We start from the raw sequence: 17,524 nt of genomic DNA on the forward strand, positions 1-17,524 counted from the left end.
TTATTCTCCACAGACACTTGTTAATTGAACGAAACTACTTGAGCTATCTTTATCTTGTGCTGGTGCACTATAATTGATAGTACATTGCTGTATTTCACCCGGTCCCCACTTAACAGTTAACTTACCTGCGTTATTATTAACACGCGCGTAGAGAAGTCCTCCTTGACCTATACTACCCACTTCATTGTTCTGTTCATCATAAGCAACACTACCGAATGGAATTGCACCGTTATTACGTTGAATAGTAATTAACAATGGAACACCTGCATTGGTTTTAAATTCTACTTTAGCAATTGCACCATCAAATGGGGCGATACGGGCTTGCGTATTTTGTAACTCAACGTTATTCGACATCCCTTTCGGGTTGATTGTGACGTCATTCATTTCATAAGGTGTTAAATAAGGCACAGCTGCATGACCAAAACCATCGATTTCAATGCCCGGATAGCCACTGACTTTCGCACCTTTAGCGCCATCTGCTTCAACTACAGCAAAAGTATTGCCTTGATAAGGGGTTGCTACCACACCACCAGACCAGCCGATTAATGAACCGCTAGCACCAATCGAACCATTTTGATAATGCTCACCTAAACCATAGTTAGCCGTTAAGTTGGTATAGTTAGTTTTTGCACTACCATTTAATGTCATACTGGAACCCACACCGTGGTTGGTATTCATTGCGGTTATACCGTAGTTATAACGATTATCTTCACCAGCAGAACCTGAGATACCGACACGCTCACCGACGTCTCCTCGACCATTACGAGTTAATGCCGCCGTTAAGGTTGGCATATGATCAACACTTAAATCGTAGAGTGGTAAAATAAAGTTCAACTCAAATGAAGTCTCTTTCTTACCATCCGCATTACGCGCTTGACCGACGTTTAAGCCATAAGAGAGGCGTTTCCAACGGTTGTTATAACCCATTTGGTATTGCAAATCGGTGGTGTCGTTATTCCAGTAGTTTTGTGTAAATCCACTCAGATAGAAAGAACCCCAGCCCTCAGGTAATCCTTGGTCGACAGTGACATTAAAACGACTTTTTGGACGCCAAATATTGTTGATGTTTCTGCCATATCTTTCTTCATTAATCGCTTGCACCGCAGAGCTATAATCGTAGAATTTTTCAGTATTAAATTTATAAGCAGCAATAGTCAGGTTACTGTTAGTATCTTGAATAAATTTACTGTAACTAATCTGATAACTTTGCCCACTGTTAACTTTTGTTGGTGCTGTCTGTAAGTGTAAACGCGCTTGAGTAATGTCAGCAGAGAATGCACCTAATGGGGTACTTAATGCAAAACCTGCTTGAATAGCATAATAGTCAGCACCTGTTCCCTGCACACCGGCATAACCCGTAATAAGGTTAGTTAAACCACGACGATAAGTCGCTTGGTATAAAGTGGGATCATAATCGACAGCTGATGAATTTAGGTGACCCGCAGCAACGGTATAGTTATGTTGTCCAGGGCGTAATAGTTGAACCACTGAAGCGTAGTACACTTTAAAGTTTTGCTCTGAACCATCCGCTTCTTGAATGGTAATATCCAAATTACCACCATATCCAGATGGATAAATATCATCAATCTCAAAGGGACCTGGTGGAACAGCAATTTCATGGATCACTCGTCCGTCTTGGCGAATAATGACCCTTGCGTTTGATTTTGCTACACCACGAATCGTTGGTGCGAAACCCCGTTGTGATTCAGGTAACATTTTTTCATCACTAAAGAGTTGAATACCTCTTAGTGGTTGAGAGTCGAAAAGTTGTCCAGTTGTTAGTACGTCACCAACTTGAACCACCCCTTTTATTGTTGTGATAATACGTTGTAGGTAATTATAAGTTGATGTGTAGTCATGACCATTCTGTTCATTCCACGAATAGTTACCGGTGTGATGGAAACTCCAAGTTCCTAAATTGAGGTTACTATTTATACCAACGAAAGCAGATTTGTAATTAGTGCCATTACTGCGGGACATAAAATAGTTTGCATTATAGCCAACTAATAATGCATTTATGCCTCGTTCCCATAATGAGGGGCTTACGTAGCCTCGAGGTCTATAACCAACGAGAGCTTGAGGGGTGTTAATGGTTAAACGTTGAATAGAGTGGTCATAGACAACTTCTGTTGAGGGGACAAACTCTGTTAACGCAATACATTCGTGGAGTTCTAATGCACTTTTTAGCAGCGGTGTGATTTTATCACTTTTAAACCCCACCAGACTGATAATATCTTTAGTTAAGCAAGGTGATACTTGCCCGTTAGCCATATCTTTAAAGGTAATCGCCGTTCTTGCCGCGAACTGGCTATTAACATAGATTTCAACATTCCATGTACCGGGCAGTATGGCATTCTCTTTATCAAAGCGACTAATATCAATATCGCCTTGGGATGTATTCATAAATATAGGGTTAAACGATAATGACGGATTACTCGTTTGAGGAATATTACTATTTGGTAATGCGTTATTTTGATTAATAGTAGGAGCAGTATTAGATGCTGATACATTACCATTAGGCAGCCACTTATTATTTTCGATCTCTGTTATATTTTCTGCATAGGTATAAGGTGCTACCAAGAAAAAAGTGACACCAGCAGATATTATAATAGTTTTTAAAATATAACTGCTCATTTGAATATTCCCATATATTTTATGAAGTATTGAGAGAATTAAAGTTTTGTTTCAACTATCTTCATTGCACCCCAGTCATTTACGTAACGATAAACGACATTGCTACCTAAATTAGCCGATACACCATTTGGGATCGTAAATTCATGCTGACCTAATGGCGGAACAATATCGCCATCAATTGGGTTTTTTTCATTATTTGAAAGAGTGATAGAGACTAATGAAACAAAATAAGGTGAATTGTTAATAACTTTCAAGTTATTACCTGAAACTGCAAATTTAAGACCTTCAGCGGCATTGATCGCACCAATTTTATCTTTTAGTACATCAGGGCGATAAAATAGTTTTATTCTAGAGCGATAAGCAATTTGTAATTTATTATCTACTTCGGTGTTCGCATTTGGTGGTATCTCTAGTACATTTAGCCAATAAACAGATTCTTTATCTTTGGGTAGTGCTACTGCACCAGTAAAACTAATTCTTAATGACTGTGATTTTTGTGGTTCAATACGAAATACAGGGGGAGTTAATACAAAAGGAACTTGAATGTTTTCTGGTTTAGCATCTACATCACCAGTATCAATCCAGTTTTGAATTAATACTGGTACTTTTCCTTCATTACTAACTTTAATTGTAACTTCTTTCTCGCCTTCATTATAAATAACGCGAGTGCCACTAATAACAACACCAGCATTTACCCATGTTGGAATAACTAATAATAAACTTATAAAAAAGCTTTTAATTAATTTTGCGGTTTTCATCTTTATCTTTATTCCATTAATAAAAAGCAAACAGAGAGGAAAACTCCCCTCTGTTTATTTCGATTATTTATACTGCAGAGTATAAACAACACTACTTGTTACTTTACCAGCTTCAGTTTTACCAATTGCATAGTATTCAACTGCATATGGCAGAGTCGCTTTTTCATTAGTGATTTGATAATAAGTGGTATCATTTACTTGTGAAGTGTTACCCACTTTGATAGGACTAAAGTTAGCACCATCTAACAGTTGTAATTGAACAAATTTTGCACCTGTAGCAGCTACGTCCATATTTTTCAGACGACCATTAGCTTGGTCTACTGTTGCGCCAGTTTCAAAGAATGCAGAAACTGTGCTATGACCAGCCACGCCAACTTTACAATCAGACAGGTTCATATTGAATGCAGTACGACCAGTTACTTCACCAGAATTTTGTAACACATTGGTACTTACTGTTGGCAGAGTAATAGTTGCATCAGGACCTTGACCTTCGATATCAACTTTACAAGTTGTATCAGTTAATTCACCGTTAAAAGTAATGGTACCAGTATTATCTGCAGCAATTGCATTGCCAGCCATCAGACCAAATGCCATCGCTAAAGATGCACCAATGATAGATTTTTTCATTCTAAATTCCTTTGTTTTATATTAGATAACTACACTTTAATAAATTACTAAATACAGATTTTAATATTTAGAAATTTATTTTAATGACTGGCTATTAGTGTAAAAATAGGCACAAGCCATCCGTGGCAAATAAATACCCAAATACAGGTAGTTATTTTCCTGATTATTTATTTTTACGAAATAATAGCTTTATCATTTATTGACACCCTTACCTTCATAAAGCTAATAGCTCATGAAAATAAAACATAATTAAATATTTTATTTTCATGGTTTATTGTTATAAAAGTGAAAACTTAGTTTATGTTATATTTTTGTTTATAAATTTGGTTGTCTAATAGCATTGTTACTAAATTTATAATCTCTTTTTTTTAGACTATAATCTGACATTTTCTCATTATAATTGCTGATAACCTCGCGGTTTAAATCATCCCATGTTTTATCAAAAATAATAAGTAACTTATTTATTAAACTAAGAGACATACTATTTTTACCATTTTCATAGCGAGAAATTTGTTGCTGGCTTACAGAGATTATTTTCGCCAGTTCACGACCAGATAATTTCTTCTCTTTTCTTGCTCTTTTAAAAAAAGAGCCCACTTTAATGTCTAGATCGTTCATAGAATTAATTCCAATAACATGAGGTCTAATATAGAGAAGCTATCACATATTAAAATTAGCTAATTCATTGCGAATAACTATATTACACATATTTTGAGACGTAAAAGTGTTTTCCTCTATGTGATATCATCTTGTAATAGGTAAAAGCTATCAAAGGAGTATTTATTATAAGGTGAAAGTTAATAGTTAATAAGTGACCTAGATATCAATATGTTAAGCAAATTAATGTAATGTTTGGTCAATAATGATACTCCTTTTATGAGTTTTTTGGTGGGGGTAAATATTGTTTCATAAGTTATATGTTAATTTATATTTCAAAATGTATCTTTATAAGATGAATAACATCCTATGTATATAAATCTAAGGAAGTGAAAATTACTCTCTTTGAGTGTATGCATGGTGAATTGAGAATATAAGATTCCTCTGAATAAATCCTAATTTTGTACTATATGATAAAAATGAATTATTGAAATTTTATAATTAGTCGTTTTCTGTCATTTTTCATTGAAATTAATAATTATAAAAATTGATCTAGCGTAATAATTTTTATAAGGAATATCTTTTCTTGATTTTTTTTCTCCCTTTTTGGTTATAAATTTGTGTTTTTATATGTTAATAAAAGTTACTATTCTTATTTTTATTATCGTAAAAAGATGACCATTCTTTATTTTAATTATTTTTTATCACCGCAATATTCCATCTGAAATTTTCATGATTATTTTATTATTTTACCTAAACAGTATCCTAGGTGTTTTTACTTATTTTTTCTAGGGGGAATAATCTATTTATTTATCTTAAGAAGCATAAAATAAAACTTATATGAGTGATTTTTATTGGTTTTAATTTTCTAATTAATTGTTAAGTAAAACTTTTAAGGAAGAGGATATGAAAATAGAGCGAGATATTCAGTCAATAGAGAATGCTGAGCAAATAAAGAAAAAATTATTTTATTGAGATATATAAAAATGAAGAGTGCTTTTGATGGTAGCGTAAAACTCTAAATCTAATCATTGATGGAGAACTTAAATGGAAAAATATACCGATTATTCTGATTAATAAGTAAATAAAATCTATTTAGTGCCGATATAAGAGTGGGTTTTATTAATTGATTACTGAGGTAGATAGTTTCATGAGTATAGAGAAATCGGCTAAAGTTGGTTCATTTATTTTATTACTAATTTTCTTAATGTCGTCAGCATTGTCATCATTTTTTATTTATAAAATGCAAAATAACTTTGAGTCACTTAACTCATTGAACACACGACTAACTAATGTTCAAGAGGCAAGGTATGAGTTAGCAACGATTCGTTCCCATGTTAACTACCTTATGTTAATGCAGAGTATGGATAATAAAGAAAAGACGACAGCTTCTATTGTTGCAGAAGCCAAAAAATTGGCAGTTGAATCCAAGGCAACGATTTCACACTGGGTGCAAGTAAAAAAAATTAGCCCTGATGCTCAACGAAACTCGGAAGAGTTATCGGTATTATTCTTTGAGCTACTTGATGAGTTAATCGCGCCTATAGATACAATGAGTTATAAAGAGAAAAATCTCTCTGGTGATTTTAACCGGCTTTCAGCGCTGTTTGATGAGTACTTTGTTATCACCAAAGGTGTAAATGACAGTATTGCGGCACAGCAAGCGTGGATGGTACAACTTTCTATCTACTCAACAATAATTGCCTTACTTGTGATGTTAACGCTGCTTTATAGTGTTGTACGTTGGATAAACAAAACCTTTATTTTCAACCTTAAGACTTTGTCTGACATTTTAGCAAAAGTCGGCGAGGGCGATTTAAGTTTCACTTTACCGAAAAAGAGAAAAGATGAGTTTGGTGTTTTGTTTTCTAATGTAGGTGATATGCAACAAGCATTAACTTCAACAATAAAAGTCGTTAAAGACGACGCGTTAGAAATTAAAAAAGGTTCTGCAGAAATTGCTTCTGGCAACCAAGATCTCTCATCAAGAACAGAAGAACAAGCGAGCGCTTTGCAGCAAACTGCGGCTAGTATGGAAGAGATAAAAACAGCTGTCGTGAATAATAGCGATAATGCGATGCTTGCCAATAGCATTACTTCAGAGGCACGTGAACTTGCCGTTGATGGTTCTAATATTATGAATGATGCCATTGACTCAATGAAGAAAATTGAAATTGGTACATTAAGAGTTGCAGAAATTAATGATGTAGTTAATAACATTGCAAGCCAGACCAATATTTTGGCATTGAATGCGGCTGTAGAAGCGGCTCGTGCGGGTGAACAAGGGCGTGGATTTACGGTTGTTGCAACTGAAGTAAGAAACTTAGCGGCAAGAAGTGCAGATGCGGCTAGAGAGATTAATCAAATTATTAAAGCGTCAGTCACTGATGTTGCTCGCGGTACAGAGCTTGTCAATAAAACGGGCTCTCATATGCAAGAAATTGTCTCTTCAATTACTCAAGTGAGTAATCTTATGCAAGGAATTAGTATTGCATCTGAAGAGCAAAAAGTCGGTATTGAACAGATAGCTGTCGCTATTAATCAAATGGACTCTGTCGTACAACAAAATGCTGCTTTAGTGGAACAAGCTGCAACTTCAACCATGATCTTAGATGAAAAAGCACAAAATCTAACTGATAACGTGTCGGTGTTTCAAATTAAAGAACAATATTAATCCGTTAAGTTAGTCAGTTAATATTGTATTTAAAATAAGCTCACTTTGAGTGTAAAACTCAAGTGAGCTTTATTGTTATTTATTAATCATAGTGTTTCAGCTACCTCCATAACTGTACTTAGTACAGAACCCCAGGTGAATGAAGATGAAGGTGCACTGCAGATGCTTCTGCTAGTTCATTGTTTATATTAGTCATTGATAATCCCATTACAAGATGAGGTAAATTATCTATCTTTAATGGGTTGTAACCTTTATATGGTTCATCAGATAAAGTCGTTTCCTCTGGTGAATAATGAGGGTTTGGAATTGTTTCTTCAATAATATCACTACCTATTTTGGTGTAGATAGTAACAAGCTCTATTAATTGATTTGGAATGTTTATATATGCAGAGTACTCTTGCTCTTCAGTTAATACGGTTCTGAGTATGTCACTGACACGTTCTTTAATTTGATCATGATAATAATAGACGGTATCAAGTGCAGAATGAAAATTATTTGTTGGCCTTATCTTATAAATATAAGATTTATTTTCGCTTGAGACATTGAGTAAATCTTTTGCGAATTTTTCACTTGATTTAAAACTTGATATTGTCGGAATAAATGCAGAGTCTTTACTTCCTCTTCTCCCTGAAACACCGTTTACATGAGCATGGAAATTGAGATTATTTCCCCAAGCGACAAATCCTTTTTTAAATACCTCCTCTGGTGGTCTTGAATCTGCTCGGTACACTTTACTGACGGGTCTTGCATATGATAGTTGTATATTAAATAAAATAAGTAATATAATTAAAATTATTTTTTTATTATAACCTCTTATTATTCTATAAATTCTTTAGAGTGCTATGTTATTTTCCTTTTTTATTTAGTCATGATTTCTTTTATTTTTGGATGATTAATGTTTTGATAATCCAATCATATATAAGGCATCTTTACCAGGAAAAGTATTTTCATTTCCAACGCATATGGCTATATTTATTTGTGTCAGAAATGAAACCTTAGCGATATCGTAAAGTGCAGTTGCATTGTACATAATACCATAATGATAGGCGCCACCAGTTGTAGGATTAAATTTTATATTGGCAGTTAAAACTGGATTTTTACCATTATTATAACTATTAGTTACAACCGTGAGACTGACAATTTTGCCATTTTTTACAGTTCCATTTAGGGTTTTGCAATAACCATCAAAATCAACGCCTGCATATGACAATGCTGAAAAAGAAAGAAGACTGATAATAAATACATTTTTCATTTATAACTCCTGTATTCATTTGCGATATTTATATGTGCTTGTTGCTTATTCCATTAATTTAATAATAGATGTTTATTATCGAGCGTGGTACGTACATCAATATAATGGAAACGATTTAAATATACAGAGATGGGTTGTTTTTAAAATATGTATTTTTAATATGTTGCAGTGAGAAAATAATAATAATAATAATAATTATAATTATAATGAGAATGAATTTTTTTAAATTTTATCTGGTGTGAATGAATATAAAAATAATATGTTTTGTTTTTTCTAAGGATAATATTTTTTATGGATAAAAAATTTTAATATTCTATTAATGAAAAGATAAAGATTGAGAGGTAGAAAAGGGAATATGATAAAAGACTGACGAATTAATAGTAAAAGAAATTTTGTATTTACGTGAGGTTGATTATCTACATTTTACGCGAGAGCATTTTAGAGAATATTTATTTTTCAGTGGTTTATAGATTTTTGAAACTGAAATTTATTGTATTTTTATATATTAAATATTTTTTACTTAAACTATGGGAAATATTTTTATTAAAAAAACTCTGTCGCCATTTTGTCGCCACTGACCTATAAAAACAAAAAAGCCACTTACTAGGAAGTGGCTTAATGCGCTGATTTAACAGCTAAAATTTGGTGGCCCCTACTGGACTTGAACCAGTGACCAAGCGATTATGAGTCGCGTGCTCTAACCAACTGAGCTAAGGGGCCTTAATGGAGTGTGATTATACGTGTCATTTGGCACGAGGTCTAGCCTTTGAATGACTGTATGCGCAAATTCTGTTCAATCTAAACAATAAAAAAATAAAACAGAGAATAATTGTGATATCAATAACATAGCGTAACAATTTATGGATAAGCTTACGCACAGGTACAATAATATAAATAGTAAGGCTATTTTTTATAAATATGTGTAGGTGAAATTTATCGTAGATTAGATAGATTGTAGATACCGTATCGAAATTCCATAAAAAAACGCCTGTGATATCACAGGCGTTCATTATAACTTTTATTGAAAAGTAAGTTGATTACTCATCAAGGAAGCTACGTAACACTTCAGAACGGCTTGGGTGGCGTAATTTACGCAGTGCCTTCGCTTCAATCTGACGAATACGTTCACGGGTAACATCAAATTGTTTACCCACTTCTTCCAAGGTATGGTCGGTATTCATATCGATACCAAAACGCATACGCAGGACTTTTGCTTCACGCAGTGTTAAGCCAGCTAACACTTCATGTGTTGCTGAACGTAAACTTTCTGATGTTGCTGAATCCAGTGGTAATTCGAGAGTAGTATCCTCGATAAAATCACCTAAATGTGAATCTTCATCATCACCGATTGGGGTTTCCATGGAGATTGGCTCTTTAGCGATTTTCAGCACCTTACGGATCTTGTCTTCAGGCATCAGCATGCGTTCTGCAAGCTCTTCTGGTGAAGGCTCACGTCCCATCTCTTGCAACATTTGACGAGAGATACGGTTCAGTTTATTAATCGTTTCAATCATATGTACCGGAATACGAATGGTACGCGCCTGATCGGCGATTGAACGAGTAATAGCCTGACGGATCCACCATGTTGCATAAGTTGAGAACTTATAACCACGACGGTATTCAAACTTATCAACCGCTTTCATCAGACCGATATTCCCTTCCTGAATCAGGTCAAGGAACTGTAAGCCACGGTTGGTATATTTTTTCGCGATAGAGATAACGAGACGTAAGTTTGCTTCAACCATCTCTTTTTTCGCACGACGTGCTTTCGCTTCACCGATAGACATACGACGGTTAATATCTTTAACCTGTTCGATAGTCAGTCCAGTTTCAACTTCAATTTGTTGTAGCTTTTGTAAACTACGTTGTACTTCTTCTTCAATACCTGCCAGTTTTTCAGACCAAGGTTTATTCATTGCACGAGCTGCGGTAAACCATGTGTTATTGGTTTCGTTACCAGTAAACAGGGTAATGAAGTTTTTCTTAGGCATTTTTACTTGGTCAACACAAAGACGCATAATGTGTCTTTCTTGTGCACGAACACGATCCATCATGTCACGCATGTTGTTAACCAGATAATCAAACTGTTTTGGCACTAAGCGAAACTGTTTGAAGATCTCAGACAACAGTAAAATTTCGATTTCTGTGTCTTTATGGTTACGACCTTTAGCTTTGATTGTTTGACGAGTTTTTTCGTATTGCTCACGAAGTTCTGAGAATTTTTGACGCGCTAATTCAGGATCGATGCTGTTATCATCATCGCTATCGTCGCTATCGCTCTCTTCGTCCTCGTCCTCTTCCTCTTCCTCAGCATTTTCTGCGAGTTCTTCGTCTTCTTTACCTAAATTAACATCTTCGCTTTCTGCCATTTCTTCGGCATTAGGATCGATGAAAGCAGTAATTAAATCAGAAAGACGAGCTTCACCTGCTTCAACACGGTCGTATTGATCTAGTAAATAGGTAATAGCTTCAGGATATTCAGCAACAGAGCATTGAACTTGGTTAATACCATCTTCAATACGTTTTGCTATATCAATTTCACCTTCCCGGGTGAGCAGTTCAACAGTACCCATTTCACGCATATACATACGTACTGGGTCGGTTGTACGGCCAATCTCAGATTCTACGCTAGAAAGTACCTGAGCAGCGGCTTCTGCCGCATCATCATCAGTGTCATTTGAATTTTCTGCCAGCATCAGATCATCGGCGTCAGGTGCTTCTTCCATAACCTGAATGCCCATGTCGTTAATCATCTGGATGATGTCTTCGATTTGATCTGAATCGACGATATCTTCCGGCAGATGGTCATTGACCTCAGCATAGGTCAGGTAGCCTTGCTCCTTACCTTTAGTGACAAGTAGCTTCAGCTGTGACTGCGGGTTTTGCTCCATAAGACGGTATCCACACTTCAAAGTAATTTGGGTTGGTGTCGGTCGGCGATAACTGTTCAGCCAACAATAACTACGGAGGGGCATTTTCATGTCGATTGCTACGGTCCCCTCAGCGTAGCAAATGTAGGTTTATTTCCTACCGATAGCGGCAATTAAGCCGTGTTTTTAATCTTAATTCTGGTTTTACTTTCTGACACGCGCCTGTATTATCAATCGGACTTCTTCGCGCTCATCTTGTGTCAGACCTTCAGTTCTTTCTTTGGCAATAAGAGAGTTTAGTCGCTCATCCATTGCTGTTAAAAATAGATGGTCTAATGTATCTGTAAAGGTTTTTTCTGCAATTTCATCTATATCTATATCGTTCCACATTGCCAATTTTTCAAGTTGTTTACCGAATTTATTCTCTCTATAGAGTTCGATAATCTGCCCAGTATTAAGACCAGGCTGTGCTTGGCAAATAGAAACTAACTCAATAAACAGTGATAAACCTGCAATTTTTTCAGCATTTAGCCCTTCAAGCGGGGGAACTAATTTAGAGAATTCCGGGTTCTGTATCAACAGTGCAATTAGAATGCGCATTGGTGTTGTGCGTAATTTAGTTGCTTGATAAACATTCTCATGATTTACCGGATTTCTACCAAATAAACGATCCATTTGCTCAATATCAGGGTTGCCCGTTAAGCTTCCCAATTCCCTTAATAAATAAAGACGTAGTGTCTCACTTGGGATTTGGTCTATTAATGGTCGAGCTAAGCTATATAACTTACCATTGCCTTCTTGGGTGCTAAGATCCACCTGTGGAACCAGTGAATCAAATAAAAATGTTGATAATGAATGTGCTTGCTCCATACGTTGTTCAAAAGCGTCTTTACCTTCTCGGCGAACCAGTGAGTCAGGATCATCGCCTTCAGGTAAAAACATAAAACGTAATGAGCGTCCATCGTTTAAAAAAGGAAGTGCTGTTTCTAATGCTCGCCATGCGGCATCACGTCCAGCCCTATCTCCATCATAGCAGCAAATAACGTTATCTGTTGTCCTAAAGAGCAACTGGATGTGTTCTGCTGTTGTTGATGTGCCTAATGAAGCAACGGCATAATCAATACCAAACTGCGCTAATGCCACAACATCCATATAACCTTCAACAACTAATAGCTTTGTGACGTTATTAGTAGATTGTTGTGCTTCATAAAGTCCGTAAAGTTGACGCCCTTTATGGAAAATCTCTGTTTCTGGTGAGTTCAAATATTTTGGTAAATCATCACCTAATACTCGCCCACCAAAAGCAATCACTCGTCCACGACGATCGCGAATAGGGAACATAACTCGTTGTCGAAAACGGTCATAAGTACGACCATTATCGTTTGTTATTACCATGCCTGCTTCAAGAAGCAGTGCTTTATTATCGGCATTTTGTCCAAAACGTTTTAGGGTATTATCCCAACCAGCAGGAACAAATCCGATAGAGAAACGAGTAATAACATCTTCACTGAGTCCACGATTAGCAAGATAACTCCTTGCTTCTTGTGCTTGTGGCGTATTCAGCGTACTGCTGTAATAGTGATTGAGTTTCTCCATCAATTGATAGAGATTTTGTCTCATATGTCGTTCAATAGGGCTACTGCCAGTTCCTGATTCATAAGGAACTTCTAACCCATGCATTGCTGCTAACTCTTCAATCGTTTCGACAAAGTCGAGCCTGTCGTAATTCATTAAAAAATCAATAGCATTGCCATGCGCGCCGCAACCAAAACAGTGATAAAACTGTTTGTCGCTATTTACTGTGAAAGAGGGCGTTTTTTCATTATGAAACGGACAACACGCTGAATGATTCTTGCCTTGTTTTTTTAACGGCACTCTAGCGTCGATAAGATCGATGATATCTGTTCGAGCTAATAAATCATTGATAAATGAACGTGGAATTCGTCCAGCCATAAGCCCTTTTTACGCCTGTTGTTGAACGAGAATAAGCCGCGCTTTCATGAGAAAGCACGGCCTTTTAACTGCGACTACAGTGTCTGCATATGTTGCGGGATAAGCCGCAAAATACTAGTACAGACGAGTACGACGTGCGTTTTCGCGAGCTAATTTTTTAGCGTGACGTTTTACTGCTGATGCTTTAGCGCGTTTACGCTCAGTCGTTGGTTTTTCATAAAATTCACGACGACGAACTTCTGCTAATACGCCTGCTTTTTCGCAAGAGCGTTTGAAACGACGAAGAGCAACGTCAAATGGCTCGTTTTCACGTACTTTGATTACCGGCATGTGCCTCTCACCTCAATAGAAATCGGTTTGCGCTGGCATTATTTAAGCCAGCCGACATTTAAAATGGTGCGGAATTTTACTTCAAAGCAGGGCACTTTGTAAAGAGATGCACAAAATTGAAACGCAAACTCTCACTTTAGTCTCTTTTTTTACAAGAACACAAAGTGATAGTCGCTAACCACACATTTAAATTACATAAAATAGGTGGATAATTATAGACCAGAAAAAGAAAGTTGTCACATGTTGCTGTGTAAAAGATATCGCGAAGGCGTATAAAATCACCGAAATAATGATATAATTGACACATTACGCGATTACGCGAGGAAGAATTTGGAAAGCGTCATGCGAGTTTTAGGTATTGAAACATCTTGCGATGAAACCGGTATCGCAATATACGATGATAAAGCCGGTCTATTAGCAAATCAACTTTATAGCCAGATAAAACTTCACGCTGATTATGGTGGTGTTGTACCTGAGCTTGCATCACGGGATCACATCCGTAAAACGGTTCCTTTGATTCAAGCTGCGCTAAAAGAAGCTAATTTAAGCGCAAAAGATATTGATGCAGTTGCCTATACCGCAGGTCCTGGTTTGGTTGGCGCACTGCTGGTTGGTGCTACTATTGGTCGTTCTTTAGCTTTTGCGTGGGATGTCCCTGCTATTCCTGTTCATCATATGGAAGGACATTTACTGGCACCAATGCTTGAAGAGAGAACCCCAGAGTTTCCTTTTGTGGCGCTGCTGGTTTCTGGTGGTCATACCCAATTAATTAGCGTAACTGGGATCGGTGAATACACATTATTAGGTGAATCTATCGATGATGCGGCGGGCGAAGCTTTTGATAAAACGGCTAAATTACTTGGATTAGATTATCCTGGTGGTCCCGTGTTATCAAAAATGGCACAACAAGGTATTGCTGGACGATTTGTATTTCCTCGTCCAATGACAGATAGACCAGGGTTAGATTTTAGTTTTTCTGGTTTAAAAACCTTTGCGGCTAATACGATTCGTCAAAATGATACTTCAGACCAAACTCGTGCTGATATTGCGCGTGCTTTTGAAGATGCAGTCGTTGATACACTTGCAATAAAATGTCGTCGTGCATTAGAGCAAACGGGCTTTAAACGTTTAGTTATGGCGGGTGGTGTAAGTGCTAATCGTTCATTACGCGCGAAAATGGAAGCCGTAATGAAGCAAATTGGTGGCGAGGTATTTTATGCTCGTCCTGAGCTTTGTACGGATAACGGTGCCATGATTGCGCTTGCAGGAATGATCCGCTTTAAAGGTGGCACAGAAGGGCCTCTTAGCGTAACAGTAAGACCTCGTTGGCCATTAGCTGAATTGCCAGCGTTAAAAAGCTAATTAAATAGCCCTATTTTTAGCTTTAAAAATACAGAAAAAGCCACTTAATAAGTGGCTTTTTTACCAGTATTAAGAAAATAGATTTAACCAAAAGAGCGCTAATCTTCTTTTTCTTGATCTTTCGCTTCTTGAATAATCTCTTTCTCTGTTTTTTCTGTCTTTTTCTTTAACTTATGCCAAATACGACTCTCTTGACCACGCCATAAACGTTGAATATTGTCGTGATGACGGTAAAGTACCAGACAGGATAGTAAAGCAACGGGATAGGTGAATTCGGGTTTAAACCACCAAACGTAGAACGGTGCTAATAATGCACTGACTATTGCACCCAGTGATGAGTAACCACTGAGCAGTACAGTGAGAAGCCATGTTCCTGCGATAAGGCCACTTAAATCCCAACCTATAGCGGCAATTGCACCAAATGCGGTGGCAACGCCTTTTCCGCCTTTAAAGTGGAAAAAAACAGGGTAGATATGCCCAAGACATGCAGCTATTGCGACTATCCCAAGATAAAATGGAGGCACATTTAAATAGTAGGCGATCCAAACAGGGATCATCCCTTTTAAGACGTCACAGATAAGTACCGCTGCAGCAGCAGCTTTACCGCCGATACGTAAAACGTTAGTGGCACCAGGGTTGCCGGAGCCAAATTTTCTTGGATCAGGAAGCCTCGCCAGTCGGCAAATCAAAATCGCGCTGGAGATTGAGCCGCACAAGTAGGCGAAGATGATCATTCCAAGTGCGTTAGCACTCATTTGTATTCTCCAATGTTTATGTAAGTTCGTTAGACATGTATGGATAATACTCATATTTCATCAGAAGTGGTATCTGATGGGCAGAAAAAATAAGAGATGACGTGATGGATATCGTATTTATTGAGCAATTATCCGTAATAACCACAATCGGCGTTTATGATTGGGAAAAAACCATTAAGCAAAAATTAGTGTTCGATATCGAAATGGAATGGGATAACAAACGCGCATCCCAAACTGATGATGTAACTTATTGCTTAGATTATGCCAGTGTGAGTAATGCAATTATTGATTATGTTGAAAACGGACGTTTTGAATTAGTCGAGCGAGTTGCAGAAGAAGTTGCACAGCTGTTGATAACACAGTTTGCTGTACCTAGAGTGAAAATTAAATTAGCTAAACCCGGCGCTGTTGCACAAGCAACGAATGTGGGTGTGATCATTGAACGTCGGGCTTAATAATTAGCTATTTAACATGTTGAGTAAGTCGCGATTTCCATTGGATAATCGCGATTTCTCGCTGTTTAGTGAGTGCATCTCTGATTGCACTGCCTTTTAATCCACTGTCAATAATCGGTTTTATATCAACGCTGTTGGCTATAGTAAACGCTTGGCAAAAAAATGCGCTTTGTGGATAGGCGAGGTTTTCTAACCCTTTTCGTCCCCTTGCATCGGCTTCACTGACCATCGCTAATTGTTCAACGCGTTCAGGTTTTCGCCATGCATCAATGGCATCAAATAAGCGGATAATTTTAGAAGGTCGCATTCTGTCAATACGATGAATATGATCGTGAAATCTTGCGGTTAACCTTGCCAGATCCCGAATATGATTAGGGATGCGATAGCGTTGACACAGCGCTTCAACTAAAGGTACGCCAGCAGGACCATGTCCATGATGATGCGGCCATTTTTCTGGCGGTGTTAATCCTTTACCTAAGTCATGGCAAAGCGCACTGAATCGCACCGCAATATCTTCAGTCAGTTGACTCGCAATGGTTAATGCCATCATGGCGTGAATACCTGAGTCGATTTCAGGATGCCATTTTTCAGGTGAAGGAACACCGAACAGCGCATCAATTTCAGGAAAAAGTACCTTTAATGCCCCACATTGGCGTAAAACGTCAAAATAGACTTGAGGCGCTTTGCTCTCTAACGCTTTTTCGGTCTCTTTCCAAACGCGCTCAGCGGTTAATGCGTTAAGTTCTCCACTTTGGGTCATCGTCTGCATTAATAACAACGTTTCTGGTGCGACTTGAAAGCCTAAAGGGGCAAAACGCGCTGCAAATCGTGCAACTCGTAATACCCTTAGTGGATCTTCAGAAAATGCGATAGAAACATGACGAAGTAATCTGGCATTAATATCGTCCTGACCATGGTAAGGGTCAACATATTCACCATCAGCAGAGTAAGCAATGGCGTTGATGGTTAAGTCACGCCGCTGTAAATCATCTTCTAAAGTGACATCGGGTGCCGCATAACAAGTAAATCCAGTGTAACCTGAACCTGATTTTCGTTCTGTTCGCGCTAAAGCATATTCTTCATGCGTATCAGGATGAAGAAATACTGGGAAATCTTTGCCAACTTGTTGATAGCCTAAAGCTAACAGTTGCTCTGGTGTTGCACCCACCACAACCCAATCTTTATCTTTAACGGGCATATTCAACAATTGATCGCGTACAGCACCACCCACAAGGTATGTTTTCACTGGATTATTAT

At 37.3% G+C, this 17,524-nt stretch carries 14 protein-coding genes and 1 tRNA gene; 3 read left to right on the plus strand and 12 right to left on the minus strand.

The features are described 5' to 3' along the window. The 4 genes from ABN099_RS15530 to ABN099_RS15545 all read right to left on the minus strand — a co-directional run bounded on the left by ABN099_RS15530 (position 1) and on the right by ABN099_RS15545 (position 4,637). On the minus strand, positions 1-2,634 hold the full coding sequence (locus tag ABN099_RS15530) for a fimbria/pilus outer membrane usher protein (RefSeq protein WP_349464983.1): 2,634 nt from the start codon (positions 2,632-2,634) through the stop codon (positions 1-3). A gap of 38 nt (positions 2,635-2,672) precedes the next feature. After that, positions 2,673-3,392 (minus strand): fimbrial biogenesis chaperone, encoded by a 720-nt coding sequence (locus tag ABN099_RS15535; protein WP_349464985.1) that lies wholly within the window; start codon positions 3,390-3,392, stop codon positions 2,673-2,675. 63 nt (positions 3,393-3,455) lie between these two features. After that, positions 3,456-4,019, minus strand: coding sequence for a fimbrial protein (locus tag ABN099_RS15540; protein ID WP_349464987.1), 564 nt, complete (start codon positions 4,017-4,019; stop codon positions 3,456-3,458). A gap of 315 nt (positions 4,020-4,334) precedes the next feature. After that, complete coding sequence (locus tag ABN099_RS15545; protein ID WP_349464989.1) at positions 4,335-4,637, minus strand: helix-turn-helix domain-containing protein; 303 nt, start codon at positions 4,635-4,637, stop codon at positions 4,335-4,337. 1,129 nt (positions 4,638-5,766) lie between these two features. Here ABN099_RS15545 and ABN099_RS15550 point away from each other — a divergent pair. Further along, positions 5,767-7,290, plus strand: coding sequence for a methyl-accepting chemotaxis protein (locus ABN099_RS15550; protein WP_349464991.1), 1,524 nt, complete (start codon positions 5,767-5,769; stop codon positions 7,288-7,290). Between the two features lie 118 nt (positions 7,291-7,408). Here ABN099_RS15550 and ABN099_RS15555 read toward each other — a convergent pair whose 3' ends face one another. From ABN099_RS15555 to rpsU, 6 genes are all read right to left on the minus strand, one after another. Beyond that, positions 7,409-8,119: an enterotoxin A family protein gene (locus tag ABN099_RS15555; protein ID WP_349465185.1), complete on the minus strand. Its 711-nt coding sequence runs from the start codon at positions 8,117-8,119 to the stop codon at positions 7,409-7,411. Positions 8,120-8,182: 63 nt separating this feature from the next. Next, positions 8,183-8,542, minus strand: coding sequence for a hypothetical protein (locus ABN099_RS15560; RefSeq protein WP_349464993.1), 360 nt, complete (start codon positions 8,540-8,542; stop codon positions 8,183-8,185). Positions 8,543-9,185: 643 nt separating this feature from the next. Further along, a tRNA-Ile gene (locus ABN099_RS15565) sits at positions 9,186-9,262 on the minus strand. Between the two features lie 317 nt (positions 9,263-9,579). After that, positions 9,580-11,433 carry an RNA polymerase sigma factor RpoD gene (rpoD, locus tag ABN099_RS15570; protein WP_349465187.1) on the minus strand — a complete coding sequence of 618 codons (1,854 nt, stop codon included), beginning with the start codon at positions 11,431-11,433 and terminating at the stop codon, positions 9,580-9,582. 183 nt (positions 11,434-11,616) lie between these two features. After that, positions 11,617-13,365 (minus strand): DNA primase, encoded by a 1,749-nt coding sequence (gene dnaG, locus ABN099_RS15575; RefSeq protein WP_349464995.1) that lies wholly within the window; start codon positions 13,363-13,365, stop codon positions 11,617-11,619. A gap of 114 nt (positions 13,366-13,479) precedes the next feature. Continuing rightward, positions 13,480-13,695, minus strand: a complete 216-nt coding sequence (rpsU, locus tag ABN099_RS15580) for a 30S ribosomal protein S21 (protein ID WP_001144069.1) — start codon at positions 13,693-13,695, stop codon at positions 13,480-13,482. 342 nt (positions 13,696-14,037) lie between these two features. On the opposite strand from rpsU, the gene tsaD reads away from it, so the two are divergent. Then, positions 14,038-15,057 carry a tRNA (adenosine(37)-N6)-threonylcarbamoyltransferase complex transferase subunit TsaD gene (tsaD, locus tag ABN099_RS15585; RefSeq protein ID WP_349464997.1) on the plus strand — a complete coding sequence of 340 codons (1,020 nt, stop codon included), beginning with the start codon at positions 14,038-14,040 and terminating at the stop codon, positions 15,055-15,057. 98 nt (positions 15,058-15,155) lie between these two features. On the opposite strand, the gene plsY is transcribed toward tsaD, so the two are convergent. Further along, the gene (gene plsY / locus ABN099_RS15590) at positions 15,156-15,812 is read right to left on the minus strand and encodes a glycerol-3-phosphate 1-O-acyltransferase PlsY (protein WP_349464999.1); all 657 of its coding nucleotides are present in this window, start codon (positions 15,810-15,812) and stop codon (positions 15,156-15,158) included. A 104-nt stretch (positions 15,813-15,916) separates the two neighbouring features. Between plsY and folB the strand changes: the two genes are divergently transcribed. Then, entirely contained in the window at positions 15,917-16,267 is a 351-nt protein-coding gene (gene folB / locus ABN099_RS15595; protein WP_349465189.1) for a bifunctional dihydroneopterin aldolase/7,8-dihydroneopterin epimerase, read from the plus strand. Positions 16,268-16,274: 7 nt separating this feature from the next. Here folB and ABN099_RS15600 read toward each other — a convergent pair whose 3' ends face one another. Continuing rightward, the gene (locus ABN099_RS15600) at positions 16,275-17,513 is read right to left on the minus strand and encodes a multifunctional CCA addition/repair protein (protein ID WP_349465001.1); all 1,239 of its coding nucleotides are present in this window, start codon (positions 17,511-17,513) and stop codon (positions 16,275-16,277) included. Positions 17,514-17,524: the final 11 nt, after the last annotated feature.

The organism is Proteus hauseri (genome assembly GCF_040139125.1).
Lineage (GTDB): Bacteria > Pseudomonadota > Gammaproteobacteria > Enterobacterales > Enterobacteriaceae > Proteus > Proteus hauseri_B.